The 21,883-nt window shown below is 31.4% G+C and carries 20 protein-coding genes; 11 read left to right on the top strand and 9 right to left on the bottom strand.

What is annotated here, in order from left to right:
• Window positions 1–690 precede the first annotated feature (690 nt).
• Together Q4528_RS00540 and Q4528_RS00545 are read left to right on the top strand one after the other, a co-directional pair.
• Entirely contained in the window at window positions 691–1,368 is a 678-nt protein-coding gene (locus Q4528_RS00540) for a response regulator transcription factor (protein ID WP_046467038.1), read from the top strand.
• Window positions 1,361–2,830 (top strand): sensor histidine kinase, encoded by a 1,470-nt coding sequence (locus Q4528_RS00545; RefSeq protein WP_046467037.1) that lies wholly within the window; start codon window positions 1,361–1,363, stop codon window positions 2,828–2,830. The genes Q4528_RS00540 and Q4528_RS00545 overlap by 8 nt, the downstream gene beginning before the upstream one ends.
• 88 nt (window positions 2,831–2,918) lie before the next feature.
• Here Q4528_RS00545 and Q4528_RS00550 read toward each other — a convergent pair whose 3' ends face one another.
• Complete coding sequence (locus Q4528_RS00550; protein WP_037555644.1) at window positions 2,919–3,707, bottom strand: CPBP family intramembrane glutamic endopeptidase; 789 nt, start codon at window positions 3,705–3,707, stop codon at window positions 2,919–2,921.
• Between the two features lie 34 nt (window positions 3,708–3,741).
• A complete protein-coding gene (gene lnsB, locus Q4528_RS00555; protein ID WP_046467036.1) occupies window positions 3,742–4,497 on the bottom strand; it encodes a CPBP family lipoprotein N-acylation protein LnsB in 756 nt (251 codons plus the stop codon).
• A gap of 207 nt (window positions 4,498–4,704) precedes the next feature.
• Here lnsB and Q4528_RS00560 point away from each other — a divergent pair, with 207 nt between their 5' ends.
• The 3 genes from Q4528_RS00560 to arsB all read left to right on the top strand — a co-directional run bounded on the left by Q4528_RS00560 (window position 4,705) and on the right by arsB (window position 8,010).
• Entirely contained in the window at window positions 4,705–6,282 is a 1,578-nt protein-coding gene (locus Q4528_RS00560; RefSeq protein WP_046467035.1) for an FMN-binding glutamate synthase family protein, read from the top strand.
• 121 nt (window positions 6,283–6,403) lie between these two features.
• Complete coding sequence (locus tag Q4528_RS00565) at window positions 6,404–6,721, top strand: ArsR/SmtB family transcription factor (protein WP_046467034.1); 318 nt, start codon at window positions 6,404–6,406, stop codon at window positions 6,719–6,721.
• Complete coding sequence (arsB, locus tag Q4528_RS00570; RefSeq protein WP_096807869.1) at window positions 6,721–8,010, top strand: arsenite efflux transporter membrane subunit ArsB; 1,290 nt, start codon at window positions 6,721–6,723, stop codon at window positions 8,008–8,010. The genes Q4528_RS00565 and arsB overlap by 1 nt, the downstream gene beginning before the upstream one ends.
• 49 nt (window positions 8,011–8,059) lie before the next feature.
• Here arsB and Q4528_RS00575 read toward each other — a convergent pair whose 3' ends face one another.
• Window positions 8,060–8,527, bottom strand: a complete 468-nt coding sequence (locus tag Q4528_RS00575) for a YehR family lipoprotein (protein WP_046467033.1) — start codon at window positions 8,525–8,527, stop codon at window positions 8,060–8,062.
• Between the two features lie 159 nt (window positions 8,528–8,686).
• On the opposite strand from Q4528_RS00575, the gene Q4528_RS00580 reads away from it, so the two are divergent.
• Together Q4528_RS00580 and Q4528_RS00585 are read left to right on the top strand one after the other, a co-directional pair.
• A complete protein-coding gene (locus Q4528_RS00580) occupies window positions 8,687–9,763 on the top strand; it encodes a M42 family metallopeptidase (protein ID WP_072291823.1) in 1,077 nt (358 codons plus the stop codon).
• Window positions 9,764–9,787: 24 nt separating this feature from the next.
• Entirely contained in the window at window positions 9,788–9,958 is a 171-nt protein-coding gene (locus Q4528_RS00585; RefSeq protein WP_017636427.1) for a hypothetical protein, read from the top strand.
• A 72-nt stretch (window positions 9,959–10,030) separates the two neighbouring features.
• Here Q4528_RS00585 and Q4528_RS00590 read toward each other — a convergent pair whose 3' ends face one another.
• Window positions 10,031–10,849: an SDR family oxidoreductase gene (locus Q4528_RS00590; RefSeq protein ID WP_029056120.1), complete on the bottom strand. Its 819-nt coding sequence runs from the start codon at window positions 10,847–10,849 to the stop codon at window positions 10,031–10,033.
• A gap of 247 nt (window positions 10,850–11,096) precedes the next feature.
• Between Q4528_RS00590 and Q4528_RS00595 the strand changes: the two genes are divergently transcribed.
• From Q4528_RS00595 to Q4528_RS00605, 3 genes are all read left to right on the top strand, one after another.
• On the top strand, window positions 11,097–12,635 hold the full coding sequence (locus tag Q4528_RS00595; protein ID WP_029056119.1) for an AbgT family transporter: 1,539 nt from the start codon (window positions 11,097–11,099) through the stop codon (window positions 12,633–12,635).
• Between the two features lie 243 nt (window positions 12,636–12,878).
• Window positions 12,879–14,411 (top strand): exopolyphosphatase, encoded by a 1,533-nt coding sequence (gene ppx, locus Q4528_RS00600; RefSeq protein WP_046467031.1) that lies wholly within the window; start codon window positions 12,879–12,881, stop codon window positions 14,409–14,411.
• Window positions 14,412–14,469: 58 nt separating this feature from the next.
• Window positions 14,470–16,635 carry an RNA degradosome polyphosphate kinase gene (locus Q4528_RS00605; protein ID WP_017636431.1) on the top strand — a complete coding sequence of 722 codons (2,166 nt, stop codon included), beginning with the start codon at window positions 14,470–14,472 and terminating at the stop codon, window positions 16,633–16,635.
• Between the two features lie 83 nt (window positions 16,636–16,718).
• Here Q4528_RS00605 and Q4528_RS00610 read toward each other — a convergent pair whose 3' ends face one another.
• Window positions 16,719–17,414 carry an SDR family oxidoreductase gene (locus tag Q4528_RS00610; RefSeq protein ID WP_017636432.1) on the bottom strand — a complete coding sequence of 232 codons (696 nt, stop codon included), beginning with the start codon at window positions 17,412–17,414 and terminating at the stop codon, window positions 16,719–16,721.
• A gap of 192 nt (window positions 17,415–17,606) precedes the next feature.
• Here Q4528_RS00610 and Q4528_RS00615 point away from each other — a divergent pair, with 192 nt between their 5' ends.
• Window positions 17,607–17,894 (top strand): DUF1413 domain-containing protein, encoded by a 288-nt coding sequence (locus tag Q4528_RS00615; RefSeq protein ID WP_046467029.1) that lies wholly within the window; start codon window positions 17,607–17,609, stop codon window positions 17,892–17,894.
• Between the two features lie 152 nt (window positions 17,895–18,046).
• Here Q4528_RS00615 and Q4528_RS00620 read toward each other — a convergent pair whose 3' ends face one another.
• From Q4528_RS00620 to Q4528_RS00635, 4 genes are all read right to left on the bottom strand, one after another.
• Complete coding sequence (locus tag Q4528_RS00620; RefSeq protein ID WP_002450408.1) at window positions 18,047–18,238, bottom strand: hypothetical protein; 192 nt, start codon at window positions 18,236–18,238, stop codon at window positions 18,047–18,049.
• 204 nt (window positions 18,239–18,442) lie between these two features.
• The gene (locus Q4528_RS00625; protein WP_082082898.1) at window positions 18,443–19,576 is read right to left on the bottom strand and encodes an FAD-dependent oxidoreductase; all 1,134 of its coding nucleotides are present in this window, start codon (window positions 19,574–19,576) and stop codon (window positions 18,443–18,445) included.
• A gap of 249 nt (window positions 19,577–19,825) precedes the next feature.
• Window positions 19,826–20,683, bottom strand: a complete 858-nt coding sequence (locus tag Q4528_RS00630; RefSeq protein ID WP_096807731.1) for a patatin-like phospholipase family protein — start codon at window positions 20,681–20,683, stop codon at window positions 19,826–19,828.
• 93 nt (window positions 20,684–20,776) lie between these two features.
• Window positions 20,777–21,712: an alpha/beta hydrolase family protein gene (locus Q4528_RS00635; protein WP_046467026.1), complete on the bottom strand. Its 936-nt coding sequence runs from the start codon at window positions 21,710–21,712 to the stop codon at window positions 20,777–20,779.
• Window positions 21,713–21,883: the final 171 nt, after the last annotated feature.

The following is a 21,883-nucleotide window of genomic DNA, read 5'->3' on the forward strand; positions in this document are numbered from 1 at the left end:
CATCAAAAAAACAGCTACAAACCCATTTAATTAGATTAGTAACTGTTACATTATATAATATAAATTAATACTTTTGTTTGTCAGGAATTTAAAATTTTAAAATTTGTCTTCACCAATGGCATGATTAATGATTTCCAAAGCTACAATCAAAATCAGTGTGCATATTAAACTACCATTAACTATATATGAATTGTGTAATAACATTTCCATTCCAAAATCTTTATGCAACCCATTTTCAATAAACACTAAAACAAATCTTAAAATATTGTATGTTACTATAATCATTAACAAAAAAGACATTAGATAACCTAGGACTTTCATTTTATATTATCCCCCATCTTTAGTTTATTATCGTATTTCTCTTTAATTTCACCAAAATAGATTAATAAAGTATTAATAAAAGAAATACCACAAATGACGTATGGTCCCTCTAAGAAGTTAAAGAAAGTTAAATTGAAATACTCTCCCAATTCTCTCACGAATAATAGTGTTAAGACTGAAATTATAAAAACACAAGAAGTCACTAGAACTTTTTTCATTGCTAACATCTCCTAAACTTATTATTTAATTTCATGTTATGACATATAAATAAAGCTTCATTTATTTTAAGTTTAAATTTTCCTTAAATATCGAAAGTTTCATAGTTTAATTATTTAATAACGCGTAAACTATATCAGTGAGGTGGATAAAATGAATTCTCAAATATTAATCATTGAAGACGATAAAGATATTCAAGAATTAATCAAACTTTCTTTAACAACTAAAGGAATTTCATCTATAGATACGGCTGATGATATAGAAGAAGGCTTAAACTTTATAAATCAATATACATACAATGTCATATTATTAGATTTAAATTTAAAATCAGAAGATGGATATGAATTAATGAAGTATATTGATTTATCATCTACCTCAGTAATAGTCGTTACCGCTAAGGAAGAAAATATAGAATTATATAGAGGGTTTGAAAAAGGTGTTGTCGATTATATTAAAAAGCCCTTTGATCCAATGGAATTATATTATAGAGTGTCTCTTCATTTAAAAGAAACACCAAATGATACGTATAAACATGAACATTTAACAGTTAATTTTAAAAGTGGTTTAGTTCAAATTAACGAACAACCTGTTACACTCACAGCTCGGGAACTAGACTTACTTTTCTATTTTATTAATAATAAAAATCAAATTTTATCTAAGGATCAAATTTACGCAAAAGTTTGGGGATATGAAACATCAGTTGATGACAATACATTGATGGTACATATTAGAATGTTACGACGAAAAATTGAAAAAGATCCTAATCATCCACAATTCATAAAAACATTACGTGGAAAAGGATACATATTTAAGGATAATCATTATGAATAAACGATTTATATTAAAGTTTTTTAAATACTTAACGATATTTTTAACATTAACGATAATAATAGCAATGGTTTCTATTTTATTAATTATGAATTTTACTTTAAAGCATCTATATACAGATTTACGTAGTATAGAACCTGATTTTTTCACATTTACGCAATCGGTAGATAAACCTTCACAATATATACAAACACTTTCTAAAAAAGAAGATGCTAACATTTATTTTACAAATAAAAATGGAAATATTTTATATCCAAACCATTTAAAAAACAAAAATATAAAGCCAATAATTTTAAAAAACATCAATAAATCTAACGCAGTACCCACATATAAAGATGAAAGAACATATTTCATTTATATATATAAGAATCATAAAAAAACATATGTAACAAACTCAAATCAGATCAATTCTCATCAATTACTACAAAGTATTACGACACATGACTACAATAAATATGAATATAACTATAATAATGAAAAACTCTCTTTTCGTTATAATAGTAACCAGCGAGCTATATTAGACAAAACTCAAATTAACAATGATCCACATGACCGTATGAGTGAAATTCCAATTATTTTATTTAGTGCTTTAATCATCAATGTAGTATTAGCGTTAATTACTTCTTATTTAGTATCAAGAAGGCTAACTAAACCTTTAGGCTATTATATTGATTGGATTGGTAATCTATCTAAGGAAAAACTGCATCAACCGAATACTAAAGGTAATATTAAGAAATATAGTAAAACGTATCCAGAATTACACAAATCATTAACATCATTAAATCAACAATTACTTCAAGACAAAATATACCAAAATCAGATTAACTATTATAAATCAAAATGGATTTCTCAAATTTCACATGATTTAAAATCACCACTAACGTCTATCTATGGTTATTCAAAAATAATTGAAGTTGATGACTCAAATAAAAAATATTTAAATCTTATATCAGAAAAAGCTAAATACATGGAAGATTTGATACAAAGTTTAAATAAAGATTTTGATAACGAAACAAATCAAATGAAACATGATAAAGAAGGTTTTCCAATTCAATATACAGTAGAAAAATTCGTTTCCTCTATTGGTTATGACAATATAGAACTCTCTTTTCTATTTGATCAAGAAGAAACTTTTTATGGTAATAAATTATATTTTGAAAGATGTCTTATCAACTTAATAGAAAATAGCATTGAACATAATAATCTAAATCCAAAAATTAATATATTGTTTGATAAAATTGAAAATACTCTTTTAATTGATTACAAAGATAATGGTCAAGGATTACCAAGTAATAAAAATGATATTTTCAAACCTGGTTATAGTACTAAAGCGACCAACAAAGTTAATCATGGTTTAGGATTAACCATTATCAAAGAAGCTATTGATTATCATAATGGCAGTATTCATATTATTCCTACAACGAACGGCGTACATTTCAAAATCAAATTAATTTCACAGATATAAAAAAGCCAACTAATGATTTCAATTAAGTTAATCATTAGTTGGCTACTTGATTATTTAAAGCTCTAAATCATATTAAACAATCGCCTAACTATAAAGTAAATAACATCGCTACAAAGGCGACACTATTATTAATTACATGTAATGTTATGGTCGCTGCTAAGTTACGATTAGTAAAGTGATACGCTGCAACAAAACAACTTGCCATAATAATATATGGCCCTATTTCAAATGGTGACTGTGCATCTGTTACGTGCACACTTGCAAATATTAAAATGGACAACACATACATAACAACATAAGTTAATTTTTTACCCAGTTCATGAATTAATAAATGTCTAAACAGTAATTCTTCTACTATGGGTGTAACGATCACAATGTCTAAAAACAAGATTGGCCACATCCAACCTGATGTAAACATTTGTGCTAACATTTTATTATTTTCGGTATCATCAAATTGATATTTTTCAGGTAAAAATTCAACCATAGCTCCATACAAAATATTTAATACATACATAACAACAATAATAATCGCAATTGTTGCGAAATGTTTTTTCAAATCTTTAAAACGTTGTTTAGCTAAGGGAATTAATGTTTTTCTGTGCATTAAATAAAATAATAACAATACTAATGCCATACCAATCAAGCCAAATACAGTAGCAAAATTGGTTATAAGATTATTAATTTTATGATCTGACTTCATATGAAGTGAATTCGATATAATAAAAGCAATTAACATACCAATCATTGGTAATAAGAATTGCGCTAATATAATATAGGCAGGAATAAGCCAAAAATCTCTTTTAACTACCTTCTTTGATGCAAATTCATTCTGTAATTTATCAGAATCTAATAGTTGCTGAGTAGTTTCATTTTCCATAAAATTCTCCTTTAAATCTTCTTTAATTTTATTACTACATTAATAAGAATTTCACTGTAAAAACGATAAAAATAATGAGTTGGATACATGCTTGAAATAAATAAGCTGCTGCTAAATTCATTCCAGATTTAAGATACACAAATGTTGAACCTATAGCAATAATCAAATAAGGCAACATTTCCATTATATTTATCATATCATACACATGGACAACCACTTCTATGAATATAGAAAGTATAATCACTACAACAATATGCCACTTTTTCCTTAATTCATGAATTAATACGTGTTTATAAATAAGCACCTCAACCATAGGTCTTAAAACAACCATTGATATAAAGGTAAAGAATAATGCAGATGGATAGTTAAATAAACCTTCTACTCTACGTTCATATTGTGTTGGTCCAAAGTTTAATATACCTAGTAACCATGTTGCCATTAACAGACCTAATAATACAACGACGATAGAAATCATAATATGTATAGTGTATTGTTTTGCATAATGAAATTGTCTTTTCATTACTTGTGCTATATCAAATTTATGCATTACAAAAAAGGCAAATAATGTTAAAAACTGAGCTAACACGAATCCCACGCTTAAACTAAGATTATATAAAAATTGTGCCGGTGGTCTTTGCGTTACCATTGCTGTTAATCCTAATGTCCCAAATACCGTACCAATAGGAATTAACATTTGAAATAATATGTATATAGGTATGATTAAAAAATCCTTTTTCATCATTTGGTTTTGATTCCAAACGTCACGTTGTAATTGGTTATATTGGCTCATGTGTCACCTCCTAAATCGCATTTTATCACAATTACTTTATCATTTTATTATTCAGTTGAATACACTAATTAAAATAAATTGTCTCACATAAACATTTCATAAACTAAAATAATTTAAATTCTACAATATAAATTTAACCGGTTTCATTGTAAAACATTAAGAATGGTGTATCATAGTGTTGGAGTAATGATTAAGGGGGGCATATTAATGAGTGTACTAACGACGATGCAGTTCATTGTCAACATCATTATTATGATTTTTTTATTGGGTGCATTATTATTAGGTATCATTTGGCTAATCAAGGATAAACGACAAACACAACACAGTGTATTAAGAAATTATCCGTTACTTGCACGCATTAGATATCTTTCAGAAAAAATGGGGCCTGAATTAAGACAATATCTATTTTCTGGTGATAATGAAGGTAAACCCTTCTCTCGTACAGATTATAAAAATATCGTATTAGCTGGAAAATATAATTCAAGAATGACTAGTTTTGGTACTATGGAAGATTATAAAGATGGATTTTACATACAGAACACAATGTTTCCACTTCAAGCAAATGAATTAAAAGTGGATAATACCACACTACTTTCAACCTTTATTTATCAAATTGAGAATGAACGATTATTTAGTAGAGATGAACATCGTAAAAGTAAGGAAGTGGATCCTTATTATTTAACTGATGAACACGCTGTCGTTCTCGGAGAACATCTTGCGCATCCTTATAAAATCAAACGATTAGTTGGTCAATCAGGAATGAGTTATGGTGCATTAGGTAAAAATGCTATTTCTGCTTTATCTAAGGGATTATCTAAGGCTGGCACATGGATGAATACAGGTGAAGGCGGTTTATCAGAATACCATCTTAAAGGCGATGGAGATATCATTTTCCAAATTGGACCAGGCCTTTTTGGTGTAAGAGATAAAGAAGGTAATTTCAGTAAAAAAGAATTTAAAACACTTGCTGAACGTAAAAATGTACGTGCTTTCGAATTAAAATTAGCTCAAGGTGCCAAAACTCGTGGCGGTCATATGGAAGGTGCAAAAGTAAACGAAGAAATTGCTAAAATTCGTAATGTTGAACCGTTCAAGACAATCAATTCACCAAACCGCTTCGACTTTATTCATAATGCTACTGATTTATTAAATTGGGTAGATGAAATCCAACAATTAGGCCAAAAGCCAGTTGGTTTTAAAATAGTAGTGAGTCGTGTTGAAGAAATTGAAAACTTAGTCAAAACAATGGTTGAACTTGATAAATATCCAAGTTTTATCACTGTTGATGGTGGCGAAGGTGGTACTGGTGCCACATTCCAAGAATTACAAGATGGTGTAGGTCTTCCATTATTAACTGCTCTACCTATTGTTTCTGGTATGTTAGAAAAATACGGTGTTCGTAATAAGGTGAAAATCTTTGCATCTGGAAAATTAATTACACCTGATAAAATTGCAATCGCTTTAGGATTAGGTGCTGACTTAGTTAATATTGCTCGCGGCATGATGATAAGTGTAGGATGTATTATGAGTCAACAATGTCATATGAATACATGCCCTGTAGGTGTTGCGACAACAGATCCTAAAAAAGAAAGAGGATTAATTGTTGATGAAAAACAATATCGTGTAACCAATTATGTAACAAGTTTGCACGAAGGATTATTTAATATTGCAGCAGCTGTTGGCGTATCAAACCCTACCGAAATTACTGCTGAACACATTATTTACCGTAAAATGGATGGTGGCACACAGACTATTCATGATTACAAATTAAAGTTAATATCTTAAATAAGTTCAATATATCGCGATCACTTCAATGTGGTCGCTTTTTTAATGTCATTTTCTAATATAAACCTTCATAGACAGATATCTATATAGATGATAATCTATATTTAATTTGGAGGTTATCATGACTTATCAACAATTAGCAATTTCATTAAAAGTGTTATCAGATGAAAATAGATTAGAAATTTTAGATATTTTATCTTGTGGTGAATTGTGTGCGTATGACTTATTATCATACTTTCAATTTTCTCAACCAACGTTAAGTCATCATATGAAAATCTTAGTCACACATCAATTTGTCACCACTCGAAAAGAAGGAAATAAATGTTTTTACCAATTAAATGATGCGTTTTACACTCAAATACTTAATCATTTAAACCTCATTAAAAATAATAATGAACAATGTAAATGTCATTCAATGAAATTAGGTGATAGTCAATGATGAGTATCCTCGCTATTGCTATATTTCTAATCACCCTCTTTTTTGTTATTTGGCAACCTAAAGGATTAGATATCGGAATAACCGCTTTAATAGGTGCTGTCATCGCAATTGTTACAGGCGTTGTTAGTTTATTAGATGTCGTTGAAGTCACTCAAATTGTTTGGAATGCAACACTTACTTTCGTGGCTATTATATTAATATCCTTAATACTAGACCAAATCGGCTTTTTCGAATGGGCAGCCGTTCACATGGTACGTGCATCAAATGGAAATGGTCTTATGATGTTTATTTTAATTATGGTTCTGGGTGCTATAGTTGCAGCATTTTTTGCCAATGATGGTGCAGCATTAATACTAACGCCCATCGTACTTGCTATGGTGCGTCATTTAGGTTTTAATAAAAAAATTATCTTTCCTTTTATTATTGCCTGCGGATTTATCGCTGATACGACGTCCTTACCCTTTATAATTAGTAACTTAGTCAATATTGTTTCTGCTGATTACTTTGGTATTGGTTTTATTGAATATATGGGGCGCATGATTATCCCAAATATATTCTCATTAGTCGCAAGTATAGTTGTTTTATGGATTTATTTTAAACATTCTATACCTAAACGTGTAGATATCTCACATATCAATAAACCAAAAGATGTTATTAAAGACCGTCGTTTATTTAATATTTCTTGGATCGTTATTGTTGTTTTAATGATTGGCTATTTTGTTAGTGAGTGGATGCAAATTCCAGTTTCAATTATTGCTGGTGTTATTGCGATTATATTCCTAATACTTGCTAGCCAATCCTCAGTTGTAAATACGAAACAAGTCCTTATAGGTGCTCCGTGGAATATTGTCATCTTTTCAATAGGCATGTATTTAGTCGTATTCGGTTTGAAGAATGCCGGCATTACTACTTTATTGGCACATGTTTTATCAATGATTTCGAACCACGGATTATTTGCTAGTATTATGAGTATGGGATTCATATCTGCAATTCTCTCTTCTATTATGAATAACTTACCTACAGTATTAATTGATGCTATAGCAATTGGACAATCAGGTGTTTCTAGCACAATTAAAGAAGGAATGGTTTATAGTAATGTTATCGGCTCTGATTTAGGTCCTAAAATAACACCTATTGGTTCGCTAGCAACATTGTTATGGTTACATGTACTGGCACAAAAAGGCATGAAAATTTCTTGGGGAACATATTTTAAAACAGGCATTCTCATTACTCTACCTGTATTATTCTTTACATTACTGGGTCTCTATTTAACATATTTTATTTTTTAACATAAAAATGGCAACATTGAACACGTTTCGCTCAATGTTGCCATATATTTTAGTCGTCATGATCAGTCATATTACTTTTTTCTTTTAATCCATTACGTTTCATCTGACTAACCGTTTTATCAAGACTCACTTTATCATTTTTACCTTTAATTGACACAAATCCTAATTTTTTCTTCAATTGATCTATATCTGCTTTTTTATAATCAATATCAATATGTTCTACGGCTTTATCATTTTTATAATCTATTTTGAATGATACACCTTTATTACCTTTAAATGCTTTTTCATCTTTTTTTAATATATCTTTGGCTTGTGCTTTATCTATACCTAAATCTTCATATTTTAGTGTTCCTAATGTAGATTGTTTAAGTACTTCATCACCTTTATACGTTAAAGATGTAATAACTTGTTTACCATTAACGTCCCCTTCGAACGTTTTAGTCTGTTCTTTACTACACGCAGACAGTGTAATGACACTTAACGCAATGACTATCAAAACTGAAACTAATTTCTTCATATGGTCGCCTTCTCTCGCCTGTTTCTTAAATTAATTATACTCTTATTTTTGTTATTGTTGGTATTACTATACTCTTATTTAACACAAAATTCTAATAATATATCACACCATTATCGCTATGTTAAACTATACATAATACGTATTTGGGAGGATTGTAAAATGAGTGATTCAGTTCAATTACTTAAACAATTAACATCAGCAAATGGCATTGCAGGTCGTGAAATGCAAGTTAAATCATTAATGAAAAATCATTTATCAACTGTTAGCGATGCTATTATTGAAGATAATTTAGGCGGTATTTTCGGAAAGAAATCAGCTACCAATGGTTCAAAATCTATTTTAGTTTCTGGACATATGGATGAAGTAGGATTTCTAGTGACAAAAATTGATAAAGATGGCTATTTATCTTTTAATCCAATCGGTGGTTGGTGGAATCAAGTCATGTTATCTCAAAAAGTGACTGTTACCACAGATGATGGTAAAACTCTAAGAGGTATCATAGGTTCGAAACCACCTCATGTGCTTACACCAGAAGAACGTAAAAAAACTGTAGATATTAAAAATATGTTTATTGATATCGGTGTAAGTAGTAAAGAAGAAGCTGAACAATTAGGTGTATCTGTAGGAAATATGGTAACGCCATATAGCGAATTCGAAACACTAGCTAATGAAAAATATATGACAGCTAAGGCTTTTGATAATCGTTACGGCTGTGCATTAGCCATCGATGTACTTAATGCGTTAAAAGACGAATCAATCGACATTAATTTATATTCAGGTGCTACTGTACAAGAAGAAGTTGGACTACGTGGCGCAAAAGTTGCAGCCCAAACGATTCAACCTGATTTAGCTATTGCAGTTGATGTAGCCGTTGCTTTTGATACTCCTGGAATGTCAGGCCAAACGAGTGATAGTCATCTAGGCGGTGGTCCAGTTGTTATTATGATGGATGCATCTAGTATTGCTCATGAAGGTTTACGTCAACATGTTAAAGATTTGGCACAACAACATAACATTGAAGTACAATGGGATACTACACCTGGGGGAGGAACCGATGCTGGAAGTATACATGTAGCAAATGAAGGCATTCCAACCATTACTATCGGTATCGCTTTACGATATATGCACTCAAACGTTTCAGTTATCCATAAAGATGATTATGAAAATTCAGTTCGTCTCGTTACTGAAATTGTGCGTTCATTGAATGATGATACTTATAATAATATTAAATGGTAATATCTTAGGAGGCTTGATTAATGTATGAGGTTATTCGGAGAGTTAAAATGTTCCAACTGTCATCGTGAAATCAAAGATGATGAAAATATTTTCATAAAAGTACAAGCTAAAGATTTACATGGCTATACTAATTTAGATGGTTGGTCTAACGAACAATACAAATTATGCGAAACATGTGCTAAACAATTAAAGTAAAAAGCAAGCCAAGATTTCTCAGGAAATATGAGAAATCTTGGCTTTTCTATATAATATGGTGTTTTCAACTATTTATTTAATAGATTTTTTCCAACTATCATCACTTAACATTTCACCTGGCCATGTGTATGCCATGACGCCACCATCAATACGAATTGTTTCTCCTGTAATAAATGAACTATCATCAGAAGCTAGGAAAGTTACTAATTTACCTACTTCGTCTGGTGTACCTAATCGACCTAATGGTGTAACCCATTTTTGATTTTCACGGAATGTTTGACCCGCTTCATCTTGTGCAGTTCCCGCTAAGTTATCTACTAACGGTGTCTCAATAGTACCTGGTGCAATTGCATTGGCACGAATATTTTCACGACCATATTCAATTGCGATTGATTTAGTGAAGTTAATCACTGCACCTTTTGCAGCGTTATATCCTGAGCGATATAAGTCGGCAGCTTGACCAGAGAATGATGCTGTATTAATAATTGAACCGCCTTGATCCATCATTAATGGCAATAAGAATTTAGTTACTAAGAACGTACCTCTCATATCTACGCCCATAATCTTATCAAATACTTCTACTGGATATTCATGAATTCGTCCAGCACCATTATCAACACCTGCATTGTTAAATATCACATCAATACGACCATATTGTTGCTTCATATCATTCGCAAATTGTTCCACTTGTTGTTCATCTGAAATATCAACTTTATATGCAGTAGCTTGACCACCATTTTGTTTAATATCTTCAACAGTTTGATCTAATTCATCCGCAATATCTAATGCTAATACATGAGCACCTTCTTGAGCTAAAACTTTAGCAGATGCTTGACCAATACCAGTACTTGCTCCTGTCACAACGGCTATTTTATTTTCTAAACGTTTCATGTTGTTTCACTCTCCTAATATTTTTCATGAAAAATGAATCTTAATATTATATTTCCACTTCATATAAAGATCTAAACGCCGTTATGACAATGATAGCGCTTTATTCAGAAATTCTTTTGAAAGAGTTTATCAAATCATCTTTTTATACTCAATAGTTTTATTATTAATTTCAATTTCAGAAAATTCTTATCATTACATGTAATATTTGCTATACTTTTAGATAATTTAACTAAGGAGTGGTTCATGAATGGCAACAAATGCAAAGGAAAAACCATCAATCGTTAGTAAATTTTTAAATGGTGTAGAATGGGTCGGCAACAAATTACCCGATCCAACTGTGTTATTTTTCTTAATGTGTGTAGGTCTCGCAATCATCACTTGGTTTGTTTCACTATTTAATGTTTCTGTTAAACATCCTGGTAACGGTGAAACCATACATATCAAAAGTATTTTAAGTCATGACGGTTTTGCGATGATTATGAATGATGCAATTAAGAACTTTTCAGAATTTCCGGCACTTGGTTTGGTATTAGGTGTCATGATTGGTATTGGTGCTGCTGAAAAATCTGGTTATTTTGATAAACTGATGATTTCTGTAGTAAATAAAGCGCCAAAGAAGTTAATCGTGCCTACTATCATTTTAATAGGTATTCTTGGTAGTACGGCTGGTGATGCAGCAACTATTATTTTGCCGCCTTTAGCTGCAATGTTATTTATTAAAATTGGTTACCACCCTATTGCTGGTTTAGCAATGGCTTATGCGTCAGCGGTTGGTGGGTTTGCGGCAAATTTAGTTGTTGGTATGCAAGATGCACTTGTGTATTCATTTACAGATCCTGCTACTAAAATTGTATCTAAAAGTATTCATACAAATGTCGCAATGAATTGGTACTTTATTGCTGCAAGTGTTGTCGTCTTATTACCTACGATTCATTTTGTAACTTCAAAGTTAATTATTCCGAGACTAGGTAAATATGATGATTCAGATGCACATGAAGATATGGAAGAAACGTCTTCTCATATTACACCTGTCGAACGTAAAGCATTATTTTGGGCAAATATGAGTTTTATAGCTCTCATCATATTATTAATCATTTGTGCAATACCTGAGCATAGCTTTTTACGTAATGCTAAAACAGGTAGTCTTTTAGATGACGCACCATTAATTAATGGTGTTGGACTGATTATTTTAGTAGTATTCTTAGTTCCCGGCGTCATTTATGGTGTATTAAGTCGTGAAATTAAAAACACTAAAGATTTAGGACAAATGATTACAGATTCTATGGCATCTATGGGTTCATTCATAGTAATCGTATTCTTTGCGGCACAACTACTTGCGTTCCTTGAATGGAGTAACTTAGGTGTTATTACGGCTGTTAAGGGTGCTAAACTTTTACAACATCAAAATGGAGTCGTCTTAATACTCGGTGTCATTTTCTTAAGTGCTTTAGTCAACATGCTTATTGGTAGCGCCTCAGCTAAATGGGGTATCTTAGCACCTATCTTTGTTCCAATGTTAGTTTTAGTTGGTTTCCATCCAGCGTTTACTCAAGTTATTTATCGTGTGGGCGACTCTATTACTAATCCAATTACTCCTATGATGCCTTACCTACCTCTATTATTATCATATGCACAAAAATATGATAAAAACATGAAACTCGGTACACTTTTATCTAGTCTTATGCCATACTCCATTGCTTTAACTATTGTATGGACATTATTTACACTCATTTGGTTCTTCCTTGGAATTCCTGTTGGACCTGGTGGACCTATTCATGTGAAATAATAAAAAGCGTTAAAATAATAACAAAAGTCACTTTCATTTATAAATGAGGGTGGCTTTTATTGTTGTAGAAAATGATGATTTCTCCTCGCTATATAATCTATTTGTAAACGCATTTTATAAGTTAATTAAAATCTTCAAAAATTCTATGGAAAATGTCTGAAAAATCTTTTCATTTTATATATCTCATGTAAAATAAAATTAAACAGGGGTATATTGTTTGGCCCATAAACATAGGAGGCAGTGATGGAAGAACGTATTGGATTAATAGATATTGGTTCAAATACTATTAGACTGGTTATTTTTGGATTTGATAAAGCAACAGGCTTGAATGAAATCTTAAATATTAAGACACCTGCACGTCTAAGTCAGTATTTAACTAAAGATAATGATATGAATGATGAAGGTATTCAAGTACTAACTGAGGCACTAAGTAGCTTCAATAAAGTAGCAACTAAATTTAAAGTAGATGAATTACACCCTATTGCGACGGCAGCCATTCGTCAATCAAATAATCAAAAAGATATTATTAAAAAAGTCAAAAAAGATACTGGTGTAGAAATTAAAATCGTACCAGAAGAAGACGAAGCATTTTACGGTTATTATGCTATTACTCACACTACTGATATTGAAGATGGTGTATCCGTAGATATAGGCGGTGGCTCTACTGAGGTCACTTTATTTAAAGACAAACAATTAAAAGAAGCACATAGTTTTCCTTTTGGTGTTGTTTCATTAAAACGTCAATTTTTCGGGGATAAAGATCATAATGACAAATCAGCAATCAAAGGCATGGAAAAATTCTTATCAGAACAATTTGATCAATTAGACTGGTTGAAAGATCAGAAAGTTGCATTAGTCGGTGTTGGAGGGTCTGCACGTAACGTTGCGCGAATACATCAATCAGAACATTCTTACCCTATCGGTGGCGTTCACAACTATACGATGTCAGATAAAGATATCGAAGAAGTCTTTGACCTTATTCGCAAAAGCTCTAGAGATGAACTTACTAATTTAGACGGCTTAAGTCGTGACCGAGTAGACATCATCTTACCTTCCGTGTCAGTGTTTAAAACACTTTATAAAAAAATTGATGCGACTCAATTTACATTTTCAAGAAAAGGTATTCGCGAAGGTTACATTATGAATGCGATACGTCAACGCTACCCAGAAGAATTTTCAAAAGAGAATGTTAGAAAAGATGCATTACGTCAACTAGCCAACGAATATCATATTGAAGAAGGTAGTGCTAACCGAAGTCTTAAATTAGCAGAATCATTGCTTACACAATTACTTAATCATTCAGATCTTAAAGTTAATGACAATGACAAAGAATTATTTGTTGAAGGTGCTTATCTTTATTATCTAGGTAGTTTCATTGATTCAGATTCTAGTTCTCCACATACGTATTATCTTATCGCGAACTCAATGATTAATGGCTTTTCACATAAAGATCGTGTGAAATTAGCTCTATTAGCGAGTTTCAAAAATAAGTCATTACTTAAATTTTATTGTAAGGAAACTGAGTGGTTTAACAGTAAAGAAACGGATACCATTCAAGCTTTAGGCGGTATTATCAAATTTGTGAATGCTTTAAATATTTCTCACACGAGCTTTGTCGAAGAAGTTGAACTCAAACCTAAAAAAGACGATAAGTATGAACTATTTGTCTTCTATAAAGGCGAACCTATTGCTGAAGAATATCAAGCAAACCGTCAGAAAAAACATATCGAAAAGATTCTTGATGGTAAAGTAACGATTACCTTTACAAAATCTTAACAAACGTATGATACTTTTAGACTACGCAAATATATAAACAATGAGGTGTGTTGAGGTTATGCAAACTCAATTGGGAGAAAAGGATATTAATTTACCACAATACTATAACAACCGGGAACTAAGTTGGTTAGACTTTAACTACAGAGTCTTACAAGAAGCTTATGACAAGAACAACCCTCTACTTGAAAAATTAAATTTTGTATCTATTTTCAGTTCAAATTTAGATGAATTCTTTATGGTTCGAGTAGCTGGACTTAAAGATCAAGTTGAAATGGGATATGACAAACCTGAAAATAAAGCACAAATGACACCTCAAGAGCAGTTAAACGCGATAAAAGTTAAAAATACTGACTATGTAGCAATTCAGTATAAGCGTTATAATGAGTTGATTGAAGAATTACGTCAATATGATATTGAAATGGCGAAACCTGAAGATTTATCAGAAATGCTAAGCGAAAAATTAGAAAAAGAATTTAAAACAAGAATTCTACCTACTCTTACGCCTTTAGGTATTGATGCTTATCACCCATTTCCAAAATTGAATAATAAAAGTTTGAATATTTTCGTAGATATAGATACAGAAGATGCGATTAATTCAGCAATTGTCCAAATTCCATCATTAATTCCTAGATTTATTACACTTAATGAAGGTCCAAAGCAATTTGTTTTAATGATTGAAGATGTTGTTACTTACTTCATTAACTACTTATTCTCTGGTTATGAAGTTTTAAATACATTTACCTTTAGAATAACTAGAAATGCTGATTTAACTATTCATGAAGACGGTGCAGAAGACTTACTTATTGAAATTGAACGTTTCTTAAAAGAACGTCGTAGTGGCGCTGCAGTAAGATTGGAAGTAGATGGACGAACTGCTGAACGCGAAGATATTAGCTGGATTATGGAACAATTAGAAGTAGAGGAAAATGACATCTATTTCGTAGACGGTCCGTTAGATTTAACATTCTTATTTGGTTTAGTAGATCATTTATCTAATAAACTTTATTACTTAACATATGAGAAATACACGCCACAAGTGCCTAGATCTTTAGGTTATAACAACGTGTATCAACTAGCATTAGAACGAGATATCTTCTTCCATCATCCTTACGAATCATTCGAACCAATTGTAGACTTTATTAGAGAAGCAGCAGATGATCCTAGTACTATAGCAATCAAACAAACATTATATAGAGTTAGTAAAGACTCACCTATTATTAAAAGTTTGAAAGAAGCTGCTGAAAAAGGTAAACAAGTAACGGTATTAGTAGAACTAAAAGCAAGATTTGATGAAGAAAACAATGTCCATTGGGCGCGCATGCTTGAAGATGCAGGATGCCATGTGATTTATGGTATGACCCATTTAAAAACACATAGTAAAATCGCACTCGTAGTTAAAAAAATCGGTAACGAATTGACTTCATTTGTCCATTTAGGAACAGGTAACTATAACGATAAAACCGCTAAACTATATACAGATATGGGTATTATTACGACAAATAATGATATCGCAGAAGATGCTATTAACTTCTTTAATTATTTAAGCGGCTATTCAGTTAAACCAGATTATAAAAAATTAATTGTCGCACCTTTCGATATACGAGATGTTTTCATCGATAGAATTGATAAAGAAATTAGCAGCCATTTAGAACATGGTAACGGTAAAATCATGATGAAAATGAATTCATTAACGGATAAAGCCATCATTGAGAAATTATTTGAAGCGTCTCAAGCTGGAGTTAAAATCCAATTAATTATACGAGGTATTTGTTGTTTAAAACCGGGTATTCCAGGAATCAGTGAAAACATAGAAGTTGTAAGTATCGTTGGTAGACTACTTGAACATTCACGTATTTATTATTTCCATAATAATGGTGATGAACGTATCTACTTATCGTCTGCAGATGTAATGACACGTAACATGATTAAACGTGTTGAAATACTCTTCCCTGTTGAAGATAAAACCATTGCATCACGTTTACTAGACTTTATGAATTTACAATTGTCTGATAACCAAAAAGGTCGCTATCAAGATGAACATGGCAATTACCATTATATAGAAAATAATTTGTCACCTTTAAATTCTCAAGTCTATTTAATGCAAAATGCAATTAAACATGGACAAGAATTAAAAAAACAAAGTACACATCCTACAGGTCAACCTGTACGTTCAAGACGAGGCGGTAACTGGATGAGCCGTCTAAGAGATACGCTTAAACGCTAATATACAAAATTAAAGAGTTTGTAGATATATCCAAACGATAATCTACAAACTCTTTTTTATTTATTCAAATTATTGAAATAAATTTATACTGGTCTAACCGTCACTTCATTTACGTTAACATGACTAGGTTGAGTTAATGCATAAATCGCTGCATCTGCAATATTTTGTGCTTCTAATTTTTTACGTCCATTGAAATCGTAATGCTCAGTTAATGGTGTTTCAACCATACCTGGAGAAATACTTGTCACTTTAACTCCAGTCTTAGCTAGTTCTTTTTCTAAACCTTGTGTTATGGAATGCACAGCGGCTTTTGTCGCACTATAAATTGCACTCCCCTTCGTCACTTCAAAGCCAGAGATAGATGCGATATTAATAATATGTCCACTAGATTGCTCTAACAATGTAGGTAATGCTGATTGAATTGTATATAATGTGCCTTTAACATTTACATCAATCATTGAATCCCAGTCATCTACATTATAATCAGTAATTTTAGACGATTTCATTTGTCCCGCACTATTAACAACAATATCTAGTCTGCCAAATGTATCTTTAGCTGTGTCAATCAATTGTTGAACTTCTCTTTTATCTGTAACATCTGTCGCAACAACTTTGACATTTCCTTGTTCAAATTGAGTCGCTACAGCATTTAATTTATCCGTATTTCTACCTGCTAATACGACTTTAACACCATTATTACCAAGTGCTGTTGCAATTGCTTCACCAATGCCACTACCTGCACCAGTAACAACTGCTACTTTATTGTTTAATTCATTCATATTTTAAAACTCCTTTTTATTAATCACTATTTTTATAATTACCTACAAAGTTACACGTTTAAACCTTTGTTCTTTTAACAAAATCACATCTTCTCCTGTGATTATAAAAAATCTTGTTTGTAAAAATCATATATAAGTTATAAAGTTAGTATGTAACTATCATACATGTTTTCAAATTATAGGGGGGATACGATGACTTTTCACGATCGCATATTAAAATTAAGAGAGCAAAATAACCGTACTGCATTTGAATTTCGCTTCGAAGAATTATTTAGTGAAGAAGAATGGTTAGAAATGTCAATTGCTGAGAGAAAATCTTCTGAAAAACAATTCCAACATGAATTATCTAAAATGAGTGACGTAAGAATGCCTTACTCAAGTGTAGATAAAGCTAAAAATAAATTATTCAATCAAGTCTATGCTTATAATGGAATTAAGAAGAACTTTAAACAAGTTGAAGAAAAAAGTAATGCTAGATAATAGGATAAAAATAACCTGGGACCTTTAAATTGGTCTCAGGTTATTTTGTAGCATTTTCCAGAATTATATGGGGGTATAATAATGTATTTGCCTTCAATTGCTCACCAACGAAGGCAATCAATTGCTTTTTGATTAGGAGTCAAAAATTATTGTTAGTTTGTTACTAATGTTTTACGTTCTAAGCCATAGTAGTATAATCTTTCTGCATCAATATAAGGGATTGAATCGATAGTTAAATAGCCATCTTTGATGTCACCAATTATACCTTGATTAACACCTGTATTGACATAAATTTCATAACTGCTTACATCAGAGAATACAAGTTCTTCAATTACTTTTCTCACTTTTATCACTCCAACATGTCTTATTCCTTACAATTCATATACTACACCATTTTTCAGAAAACAAAAGTGTTTTGTGATTATTTTCACAAATTTATCACTTTTCAAAATCTGTGAAATTAATGTCTAAATTCATGAAATAAGTCATGTTTTTAGAACTACATCAATAATAAATTACAATTCCAATTCAATATCTACGTTTATTGTTTATTCTATTACTGAATTGAAAAATGCTGCCATTTGTTCAGCGGCAGTATCACTGAACATCACTTCTAAATTATCTTGAGATTCTTGTGCACTTTCTTTAGAAACACCATACATTTCTTCTTCATATTGAGCTATAGCTGACTTAAGGTCTTGAGATGTTTTAATGGCACTCGCTAATAAATATGCATCGTACAATGCCATATTAACACCTTCACCAGCAAACGGACTCATTAAATGTGCTGCATCGCCCATTAAAGTGATGTTGCCATTACTTTCCCAAGTAAAACCGATTGGTAATTTGTAAATTCGTCTAAGTAGCATATCATCACTGGCATACTCGATATATTTTTTTAATTCTGGTGACCAGTCCGCAAAGTCTTTTAATAATTGCTGTTTAATTTCTCCTTTTGATAAAGCTTTGTAATCATCAAGTTTATCTGCATCCATTAAATAAGACATATAGACTTTAATTCGTCCATCTCCATTAAGTTGTCCTAGAATTGCTTTGTTGTCACCTAATGCCATCATTTTACCGTTTTTATTGAATTGAGCTAAATCAGGATGGTCGTTTTTAACATTATTCACATTTAATTCGACCATTGAAATATCATTATATTCAACATCTACATCTGAAATAAATGAACGCACTTTTGAAAATGCACCATCAGCACCTATAACTAAATCAAATGTTTCTTTATTTCCTTCTTTAAATGAAACTTCAACTTGGTCATTTTCCAATTGAGTTAATGTATTAAAAGTATAACCATATTGAATGGATGAAGGTTCTAACTGATTCATAATAATATCACACAACTCACCACGATCAATTTCAGGTCGAGAACCTTCGCCTTCTGCATCTTCTTCAAATAATACCGTTCCATCTTTAGCTACAACTTTAGTGTCTTCACCTTCGTATCGGGCTAATTGTTTAAACTGTTCATAAATATTTGCTTCTTTTAAAGCAAGTTGCCCACTATCGTCATGAATATCAAGTGAACCACCACGATCTCTATTCACATTCGGATCTGCTTTTTCAAAAATAGTAACTTTATGACCTTGCTGTTGTAATAATAGACCAAGCATGAGTCCTCCAGGTCCACCACCAATAATTCCAATACGTTTTACATTTTCCATCTTCAACACTCCTCAACTTATTATTTATAGCGTTATTAACTTATAATGTTATTATTTGTCATTTAATTAGATATCTAACTATTTATTTGATGTTGCTCATTCTATTCCTTTTATTTGTAATGTGCAAGTATAAAGTTAGTTTTTATAAAAAAATCGAGATAAAAAATTGAATTAGAGAAAGTGTCGTTGCACTTTTCTAACCTATTTTTATCTCGATAGATTATGATTCATTCATTTAAATACTAGATACTAGTTCCAGAAATTTTTAAGACTTTCTGAATCTGACTGACCTTGCTTTTCACCTAATTTAGCCATATCTGGTCTAATAGATGGATCTACAGTATTGCCACCAAGTTCATTTAATTTATCAAATACTTCTTTACTAGGAGTGATGAGTTTAACTTCTGCACCATTTTGTTCTAATTCATTTATCGCATCTTCCAATTTATACGGTGTGTTAATCGGTAAATTTGTTGATAAAATTAAAACTTTTTTAGCTCCTTTTGCTAAATCGGCATTTTCCATTGAGTGACAACCGCCATCAAAATGTTTACTATTATTAACTGTTGTTGCTGGCCAAACACCTGGAAGTGATCCACTTGCTGCCATCGCTCTATAAATATCTACATTGGATTCTGTAGTAAATGCTGCTCTTGATTTCGCTTGTGCATCAACAGCCGTAATCATCAAATTTTCAGGCCATTGGTTAAGTTTAATTCTATTTTTCAATCGATTAATATGTTCATTTTCATCAAATTTGTCATACTCTAATGCATATTCACTATAGCCTTTTATCCACTCTTCTGGTGTTGATGAATTCTTTTCAATGTCTGCATATCTCGTGAAGATATGGGACATATCACTTTGTGGTGGTTCTTCGTTTGATTTCGGAGCAATTTGTTCTTCAAATATTTCATCCCAACTTTTACTAGACGTAATACCAGTAGCTACCTGAGCACCACCTGATGTACCTATAATTAAATCTGCATTACGAACATCAATACCTTCTTTAGAAAGTGTTGATAAGTATCCTAATTGCCATCCAATTGCTAGTGACCCTCCGCCACCTAGGACAATGGCATGATTCATGTTTTGTTTATTATTCATGTTTAATGCTCCTCTTTTTCTTTTAATTATATTATCTATGATATAGTTGTTCTTTTTCCAGTAAAAGACTAATATGATAGCTAATAATTTATGTTATTCATTTTTAGATTGAATATCTGCTTGGTCTGTATTGTTAGTAATTATTTGTTGAGCGATATTCCAACTATCATGCTCGATATCTAAAACACTTCTTAAATAAGCCCATGTTGTATGTTGTAGTAAGTCAATTCTTTCAGGATTTTCGTCAGTCGTTTCTTTGGCTTCATATCCTGCTATACCACCTAATGAATGTTCCGCTTCATATAATTTTAATAAACTTTTTTCACCTGGACTTAAATAATACGGTTCTTCCATCCATTCAGGTCCTATACTAGTTAATGGATTTTGATCTTTATCTCCCACTACAACTAAAGCTGGTTTAGTCATATGTTCAAAGGTTGGATTTAAAAACGAAAAATTATCTTTCGCAAATTGTGTTAACTTGTCTCCACCTTCTCCAGCAGTTGCTAATAAAATTCCGCCTTTCACTCTATCATCAGAATAATCTGTTGTCGCTTTAGTTATCGGATCAATCACTTGAAGTCCTAATAAATTACCTGCTGTTTGACCACCGAATGAGTGACCAACTGTCGCAATCTTACTCGTGTCTAATCGTCCACTCAAACCTGGGACTTGAGTCTCAATATATCCCAAATGATCTAAAATTGTTTTAACATCTTCCACTCGCTGACGCCATAAGTTTGATTGTCTAGGATCATCTTGAGACATGCCAATCGTTCTTGAATCTAAAAATGTAGGTTGAATGACAACAAATCCATGCGATGCCCAAAAGTCAGTTAAAGGTTCATATGCGTGCATTGAAGATCCAAATCCATGTGCAAATAAAATGATAGGTAAATTGTTACCTTCAGACGGCATACTTACTTTCACTTGTAATTCATCACCACGTTCAGCTGGCGTTGGTAAAGAAATCGGTTTGATGGTCATACTAGGAATAGCTTCGTTTATATTAAAATTGAGTTGATTCATTTTAAAAGCCTCACTTTTTTATTAGTTAAATTTTGTGGATTTTGAGTATAAAAAGTATATTTATTAAGCAAGTTTAAAATGAGACACTCTGAAATTCAAATATATTGACTGTAATAGACCAATTTGTATTTATTTAATAAAAATATGCCTTGATAACATCTTTTAAGATGT

This window comes from Staphylococcus pasteuri (assembly GCF_030547725.1).
GTDB lineage: Bacteria > Bacillota > Bacilli > Staphylococcales > Staphylococcaceae > Staphylococcus > Staphylococcus pasteuri.